Annotated in this window: 7 protein-coding genes and 1 pseudogene; 5 read left to right on the top strand and 3 right to left on the bottom strand. The window is 56.5% G+C overall.

The window, feature by feature from the left end; all coding sequences use genetic code 11:
• The 3 genes and pseudogenes from AACY09_RS20980 to AACY09_RS20970 form a co-directional block, all read right to left on the bottom strand.
• Positions 1-205, bottom strand: a pseudogene (locus tag AACY09_RS20980) (C4-dicarboxylate ABC transporter); the annotation flags it as partial.
• Positions 206-501: 296 nt separating this feature from the next.
• Positions 502-1,509: a DctP family TRAP transporter solute-binding subunit gene (locus tag AACY09_RS20975; protein ID WP_445323900.1), complete on the bottom strand. Its 1,008-nt coding sequence runs from the start codon at positions 1,507-1,509 to the stop codon at positions 502-504.
• 218 nt (positions 1,510-1,727) lie between these two features.
• A complete protein-coding gene (locus tag AACY09_RS20970) occupies positions 1,728-2,648 on the bottom strand; it encodes a LysR family transcriptional regulator (RefSeq protein WP_339490805.1) in 921 nt (306 codons plus the stop codon).
• Between the two features lie 186 nt (positions 2,649-2,834).
• On the opposite strand from AACY09_RS20970, the gene AACY09_RS20965 reads away from it, so the two are divergent.
• The 5 genes from AACY09_RS20965 (at position 2,835) to dgoD (ending at position 7,984) form a co-directional block, all read left to right on the top strand.
• Positions 2,835-4,037 (top strand): CaiB/BaiF CoA transferase family protein, encoded by a 1,203-nt coding sequence (locus AACY09_RS20965; protein ID WP_339490803.1) that lies wholly within the window; start codon positions 2,835-2,837, stop codon positions 4,035-4,037.
• A 9-nt stretch (positions 4,038-4,046) separates the two neighbouring features.
• Entirely contained in the window at positions 4,047-4,979 is a 933-nt protein-coding gene (locus AACY09_RS20960; protein WP_339490801.1) for a hydroxymethylglutaryl-CoA lyase, read from the top strand.
• A gap of 161 nt (positions 4,980-5,140) precedes the next feature.
• Positions 5,141-6,133: a 2-dehydro-3-deoxygalactonokinase gene (locus tag AACY09_RS20955; protein ID WP_339490800.1), complete on the top strand. Its 993-nt coding sequence runs from the start codon at positions 5,141-5,143 to the stop codon at positions 6,131-6,133.
• Between the two features lie 19 nt (positions 6,134-6,152).
• The gene (locus AACY09_RS20950) at positions 6,153-6,773 is read left to right on the top strand and encodes a 2-dehydro-3-deoxy-6-phosphogalactonate aldolase (RefSeq protein WP_339490799.1); all 621 of its coding nucleotides are present in this window, start codon (positions 6,153-6,155) and stop codon (positions 6,771-6,773) included.
• Between the two features lie 62 nt (positions 6,774-6,835).
• Entirely contained in the window at positions 6,836-7,984 is a 1,149-nt protein-coding gene (dgoD, locus tag AACY09_RS20945) for a galactonate dehydratase (protein ID WP_339490798.1), read from the top strand.
• Positions 7,985-8,001 lie beyond the last annotated feature (17 nt).

Below are 8,001 nucleotides of genomic sequence, written 5' to 3'. Positions count from 1 at the left end.
TCATGGACTGGGCCATGTCGAGAATGTGATCACCGATCCAGAACAACGTCTCGCTCCCGCCTTCCCAGTGGTCTGCCCAGCTGTAGAAGAAGGTGTAGAGGTTGTTGAGGATTACGTAGGTAAAGGTGACCAGGGTCATAGCACCTAGCAGGAAAGCGATAAAAGCTTCCTCGAAGTGATCCCAGGCGCGCCGCAGAACGGTCATTGGCTGTCTCCTGCACGATTTATTATTGGGCCTAATCCATTAAGCATGCGCGACTCTACCCCAGCAGTCTGCAGCCCGACATTCACTATTGATGCATGCCGGTTTCGCTACAGCCTAAGGCCGCTTCAATTATGGGATTGCCTGACTCAGGCGGGGGTAATAAAGCAGGCTTTTGGCTGAGGGAGTCGACCTGTTCACACGCTGATTGTGGGGACGTGAAAACCGGTCGATTTTCGGGGTTAGCCAAAAGCCTGAAACTGGAACTGCGACCACACTCAAGGTGGCCGCAGGGGCTATTAATCGGCTTTGTTAGCCGCTTTAGCTGCGTCGATAACGTCAGCGCCGATCTGATCTTCAAACTTCTTCCAAGCAGGGCTGACTGCATCGCGCCACGCATTGCGCTGTTCTGGCGTAAGGGTAATCAACTCAACCTTGCCCGAATCGAGAATCGCCTGCTTGGCTTGCTCGTTAACTTCGGCCGCTTGCTTGTTCACCTCTGTGGTTACTTCAGCCACGATTTCTTCAAGCTGACTGCGGATATCCGCGGGCAGGCCGCTCCAGAACTTGGTGTTAGTGATCAACACGTAGTTGCCGATGGCATGATCAGACTCAATCATGTACTTCTGCACTTCGTAGAACTTCTGGCTGTAGATGTTCGACCATGGATTGTCCTGGGCGTTAACCACGCCAGTCTGCAAGCCTTGATAAATCTCGGCGAACGACATTTTGCGCGGCACTGCACGCAAGGAGCTGTATTGCGCGGCTTGCAAATCGGATGGCTGTACGCGGAATTTCAAACCGCGGGCATCGGACGGCTTGATCAAAGGTTTGTTGGCGGTCAACTGGCGCATACCGTTGAGCCAGAATGCCAAACCGGTGATGCCTTTGTCTTCCATCGACTTGAGCATCGCCTTGCCCTTGTCGGAGTTCTGGAAACGCTGGGCAGCGGCCATGTTGTCGAACAGGAACATCATGTCGAACAGCTGCAGTTGTTTGGTGTATTGCTCGAGTTTTGATGGCGCTGGGGCAAGCATCTGCACCTCGTTCAACATCAACGCTTCCATCTCCTTGCCATCGCCGTACAGCGATGAGTTGGAGTAAACCTGTACTTCAACCTTGCCGGCAAGGCGCTCATCCACCAGCTTTTTGAACAACAGCGCGCCTTTGCCTTTCGGGGTGTTATCAGCAGTAATGTGCGAAAACTTGATCAGGATCGGGTCGGCAGCTTGAGCAGTCAACGCTCCAGCCAACGCGAAACCAGTGACCATGCCCAACAGGACACGACGAACAGACGGATACTTCATGGGTGAGCTCCTATTATTTTTGTCTTGGGGAATCTCTGAAAAACTACAGCGCTAGCTTTTTCGAAGATTCCTTTGGAGCGGCTGAAAACGACTTGATTGGTTTTCAGCGACTCTCTGAGCGTTGAAACGTCTACAGGCTAGCGCTTCATCGACCGGTGAACTCTATCGCGCAGGTTTCACAACTGAAATTCACATTTGAGTAATGAGGCCTTCGGCATTCACGAAGGCAAACCCACGCCTGCCGCGCGAGCTTCACTGCCTATCAGGTGCTCAAGCATCTGCTTGGCCGTCACCGACAGCGCCTCAATACTGCGCACGGCAATCTTTATTTCACGGCGTGCCCAGTCATCAGTCAGCTGAACCACCTGTACATTCAATGCAGGTAGATAGGTGCGCACGGCTATTTCGGGGAGCACACCTATGCCCATGCCGGTGTGAATCATCCGGCAGATGGCCTCGAAACTGCGCACCTGAATACGCAGGCGCAGAGAACCACCGAGATGATGCACCGAGTGCTGCAGCAGGCTGTGCAGAGATGCGTCTTGCTGTAGACCGATAAAGTCATACCCCACTGTTTCACGCAGGGCAACGCTGCTGCGATCGGCCAAAGGATGCTCACGCGGCGTCACCAATACCAACTGGTCATGGCGATAGGTAAACAGTTGCAAGTCTTCGGCGGGCACATGCCCGGCAAAGATGCCAATGTCAGTCAGGCCTTCACGCACAGCGCGGATGGTTTCGCTGCTAACCCGTTCTTCCAGGTCGATCTTTACCTCGGGATGCAGCTGGGTGAAGGTACTTAAGTCTTCGGGTAGAAACTCAATAACGGCAGAGGTATTGGCATGAATGCGCACATGGCCTTTGACCCCTTCGCTGAACTCGCTAAGGTCCGCATTCATCTGCTCAAGGTTATCCATCACCGTGCGCGCATGGTGCAGCAAAGCATGCCCGGCCGGCGTTAACTCGACCCCCTTGGGCTGGCGATAGAGCAGGTTAATGCCCAACTGGCTTTCAAGATCACTCACCCGTTTGCTGACTGCGGCCAAGGCAAGATGCTCACGTTCAGCGGCTTTGGTCAGGCTGCGCTCATCAGCAATTGCGATAAACACTTTAAGGGTGGTGAAGTCGATGCGGCGCATGATCAATGCTCCCGGCCAGATAGTTAGAGTGATGTGCGCTCAGTCACAGCGTCTTGAGAACAAGGCTCTCACAGATTAACTTCGCAGAATACGAAGTCAGGCTTGATAATTGATCAATTGTTCTCGAATCTGGCTTGAGTAATTCTGCAAGCATAGAGAACAAAGCACCCCGCTAGAGGCACAACAATGACAGATCTAAACGTGACCAACATGGCGCTGCAAGGATTGAAAGTGGTTGAGATGGGCCAGCTGATTGCCGGTCCATTCGCCAGTAAGATGCTCGGCGAGTTTGGCGCACAAGTGGTCAAGATCGAGCCACCCAAGGTCGGTGACCCCCTTCGCAAATGGCGCAAAATCAAAGACGGCACCTCACTGTGGTGGCATGTGCAGTCGCGCAATAAGCAGTCATTGACCCTCAACCTCAAGGAAGCCGAAGGTCAGGATATTGTGCGCAAGCTGATTGCCGAGGCCGATATCCTGGTTGAGAACTTTCGCCCCGGAACCTTGGAAGGCTGGGGTTTGGGCTGGGACGAGCTGTCCAAAATCAACCCTCGCCTGATCATGTTGCGTATTTCAGGCTACGGCCAGACCGGCCCCTACCGTGACCTCCCCGGCTTTGGGGTTATTGGCGAGGCAATGGGCGGTTTGCGTCACCTTTCGGGTTATCCGGGTCAAGCACCTGTACGCGTCGGCATCAGCATTGGTGATTCGCTGTCATCGCTTTACGGCGTAATTGGTGTGTTGCTGGCCCTGCAAGAGCGTCAGCGCAGTGGCTTGGGCCAATTCATTGATGTGGCGTTATATGAATCGGTCTTTGCCATGATGGAAAGCTTGATTCCCGAATACGATGCCTTTAACTACATTCGCGAACCGGCTGGCAGCGCCCTCCCCGGCATCACGCCATCAAATTCATACCCCTGCAACGATGGCAGCTTCGTCCTGATTGCAGGTAATGGTGACAGCATCTACAAGCGCCTGATGACCTTGGTTGGCCGCGAAGACCTGGCCAATGACCCACGTTTGGCACAGAACGACGGCCGCAGTGAGCATGCCGAGATGATTGACCAAGCCATCGCTGATTGGACAGGCCAACGCGGCCGTGACGATGTTCTGGCCGCGCTCAATGAAGTCCACGTTCCCGCAGGCTTCCCCTACACCGCAGCCGATATCGTCAAAGACCCGCATTACCTTGCGCGGCAGATGATCGAAACCGTACAAACCGCTGCTGGCCCATTAAAAGTACCCGGCGTGCTGCCGAAACTGAGCCGCACACCTGGCCGCATCGGTACCGGCGGCCCTGCACTGGGTGAACATACCGATGATGTATTGGCTGGTTTGGGCCTGACTGAAGTGCAACGCCAAGGCTTGCGCGATCGCGGCATAGTTTAGGAGATGACCATGAGCAAACGTCTATATATTCAGGAAGTCGCCACACGTGATGGCTTTCAGATCGAGCCAAATTTTGTCGCCACGCAAGACAAGATCGCCCTGATCAACCGCCTTTCGCATACCGGCCTAGCCAAGATCGAAGCCACCTCCTTCACCTCGCCCAAGGCCATCCCCAACCTGCGCGATGCCGAGGAGGTGATGCGCAGCATCGAACGTGTCCCCGGCGTTGAATACACCGTATTGGTGCCGAACGTTAAGGGTTGCGAACGCGCGTTGTCGTGCCAGGTTGATGAGGTGAATCTGGTGATGTCTGCCAGCGATACCCACGGTTTGGCCAATCTGCGCATGACACCGGATCAGTCACTGAAGCAGTTCAAGGAAATCATCGAAGTCACCCGGGGCAGCAAGGTGTTTATCAATGCCTCGCTGTCGACCACCTTTGGCTGCCCCTTCGAGGGTGACGTTGCCGAGTCGCGTGTGTATGAGCTGATCCAAGGGCTGACTGACATAGGCGTGCAAGGCATCACCCTGTGCGACACCACCGGCATGGCCGACCCCGCGCAAGTTGAACGCATCAGCCGTGAAGCTCTACAGCGCTGGCCTGAAAGCGTGTTCACTCTGCACTTTCACAACACCCGGGGCATGGGTTTGGCCAATGCTATTGCCGCATTGAATGCCGGGGTTGATCGGTTTGATGCGTCACTTGGCGGCTTGGGCGGTTGCCCATACGCACCGGGTGCTAGCGGTAATATTTGCACCGAAGATTTGGTGCATATGTTCCAGCGTATGGGCCTGGAAACTGGTGTCGATCTCGACGCACTGCTGCTGAGCGCTGCGAGCTTGCCTGAATTGCTTGGCCATGACGTACCCGGTGCCATTCTCAAGGCTGGCAAAGCCGATCGCCGTTATCCAAAACCCAAGTGGATGGATGCAGAGAGTTAACCCGCTGGAGAAAGTTGCGCCGGCAAGGAAAGCGCACGGCGATAGTGGCCGAATGCCCCTCTAAATCCCTATATGTGGGATGCATATTTATATATTGAGATATATCTCCATTCAGGCTTATAGTCAGCGAACTCACTGTCAATTACAAAACAGGTGAAGCGATGCTGGCGCAATTAATCGCGCTCGATTGGGGGACAACCTCCTTACGTGCTTACAAACTCGCGGCGGATGGCCAAGTGCTCGAACAGCGATCGCTGTCTTCGGGAATTATGCAACTGCCTGGAACGCCGCGAATCATTGCCGGTCAGTTATGCGCTGACGGCTTTGAACTGGCCTTCGATGAAGCCTGCGGTGACTGGCTCGATGCCCAGCCCGATCTGCCGGTGATTGCCTGCGGCATGGTCGGCAGCGCCCAAGGCTGGAGCGACGCGGCCTACCGCGAGACTCCGGCCAACGTTGCCAACTTGGGCACTTCCCTGAAGATCGTTCGCAGCCTGCGCGGTGTCGATGTGCATATCGTGCCGGGCGTTATCCAGCGTTCGCACTTGCCGAATGTGATGCGCGGTGAAGAAACCCAGGTCCTCGGCGCACTGCAAAACCTGCCTGATGGAGCCAGCACCGATGTGCTCATCGGCCTGCCGGGCAGCCATTCAAAATGGGTTGAAGTGGCCGAAGGCTGCATTGTCCATTTCGATACATTCATGACCGGCGAAATATTCGCCGTGCTCAGTGAACACAGCATTCTCGGACGCACGCAGCAACGGGGCGGGTCTTTTGATGGCGATGCGTTTGACCGCGGCGTGCAAGTAGCGCTGTCGGCCGATGGCGAAATCGGCCCGTTGTCGACCCTGTTCAGTGCCCGCACCCTCGGGCTGACAGGCGAATTGAGTGCCAGCGCGCAAACTGATTATCTCTCCGGCTTGTTGATCGGCCATGAGCTTACGGCACTGGCCTCGGTTCAGCGCCGCCGGCGCAACAGCGTTCACCTGCCGGGAATTGTCCTCATCGGCAATGGTCAACTTTGCGCCCGTTACAGCCGGGCGTTGAATACCTGTGGATTTTCCCGCGTGACGCTGGCCGAGCAAGCCACCGAACGTGGGTTGTGGCAATTGGCGGTCGCCGCCGGACTGATCCCAGCCCTACCACCCCGTTAAACCTGATTGGAGGTCTTACATGCTTAAGCAAGCACTGGCGCAAAACGGTCTCATCGCGATCCTGCGCGGCCTGCGTCCGCAAGAAGCGGCCGCCATGGGCGAAGTTCTTTATGCCGCCGGATTTCGCGTCATCGAGGTGCCGCTCAATTCCCCGCAACCTTATGAAAGCATCCGCATCCTGCGCGACTGCTTGCCCAGCGACTGCCTGATCGGTGCGGGCACGGTGCTGACGACCGAGCAGGTAGAACAGGTGAAGGCAGCGGGCGGACAGCTGATTGTCATGCCCCACAGCGATCCCGCGGTCATGCGTGCGGCCAAATCCGCGCAGTTGTACCTGGCACCCGGCGTCGCAACGCCGACCGAGGCATTTGCCGCACTGGCTGAAGGCGCAGACGTATTGAAAATGTTCCCCGCCGAGCAAATGGGTCCCGCCGTGGTCAAGGCCTGGCTTGCGGTATTGCCTGCTGGCACCGTACTGGCGCCAGTTGGCGGCATCACGCCGGACAACATGCAGGTGTTTATCGACGCGGGCGTGAAAGGGTTCGGCCTGGGTTCAGGGTTGTTTAAACCCGGCATGAGCCCACAAGACGTTGCGGCCAATGCCAAGGCCTACGTCGCTGCCTGGAAAGCCCTGGATTAAGACTGTCTGGCGCCACGGGCGCTGCCTAAATAAAAGCTGCATCTACAAAAAGAGACTACGAGATGAAAATCACCAAGCTGACCACCTACATCGTTCCACCGCGCTGGTGCTTCCTCAAGATCGAAACCGATGAGGGCGTGACCGGTTGGGGCGAACCTGTGGTCGAAGGCCGTGCGCACACCGTTGCTGCAGCGGTCGAAGAACTGTCCGACTACCTGATTGGCAAAGACCCACGCAATATCGAAGACATCTGGACCGTGCTCTACCGCGGCGGCTTCTACCGGGGTGGGGCGATCCACATGAGCGCCCTGGCCGGTATAGATCAAGCATTGTGGGACATCAAGGGCAAGGCCTTGGGCGTGTCGGTCAGCGACCTGCTCGGTGGCCAGGTGCGGGACAAGATTCGGGTTTATTCTTGGATCGGTGGCGACCGGCCAGCGGACACCGCGCGCGCCGCCAAAGAGGCGGTCGATCGTGGCTTCACTGCGGTGAAAATGAACGGTACCGAAGAGCTGCAATTTCTCGATTCGTTCGACAAAGTCGACCTGGCCTTGGCCAACGTCGCAGCCGTGCGTGATGCGGTTGGCCCAAATATCGGCATTGGTGTGGACTTTCATGGCCGGGTGCACAAGCCCATGGCCAAGGTGCTGATGAAGGAACTTGATCCGTACAAGCTGATGTTTATCGAAGAGCCTGTGCTCAGCGAGAACTATGAGGCACTCAAGGAACTGGCACCGCTGACCAATACCCCGATCGCCCTTGGCGAGCGGCTGTTCTCGCGCTGGGATTTCAAGCGCGTACTCAGCGAAGGTTACGTCGACATCATCCAGCCCGACGCCTCTCACGCCGGCGGCATCACCGAAACCCGCAAGATCGCCAACATGGCCGAAGCCTACGACGTGGCACTGGCGCTGCATTGCCCGCTGGGCCCGATTGCGCTGGCGGCTTGCCTGCAGCTGGACGCCGCCTGCTACAACGCGTTCATCCAGGAGCAAAGCCTGGGTATTCATTACAACGAGAGCAACGACCTGCTCGATTACGTCAAAGATCCACAGGTGTTCGACTACGACAAAGGCTTTGTAAAAATCCCCAACGGCCCAGGCCTGGGAATCGAGATAAACGAGGAGTACGTGATCGAACGCGCGGCGGTCGGTCACCGCTGGCGTAATCCGATCTGGCGTCATGCCGACGGCAGTTTTGCCGAATGGTGAGTGCTGCCTGACCGATA

Source organism: Pseudomonas sp. EL_65y_Pfl2_R95, from assembly GCF_963971045.1.
GTDB lineage: Bacteria > Pseudomonadota > Gammaproteobacteria > Pseudomonadales > Pseudomonadaceae > Aquipseudomonas.
This window is presented reverse-complemented; position numbering and strand designations above follow the sequence as displayed.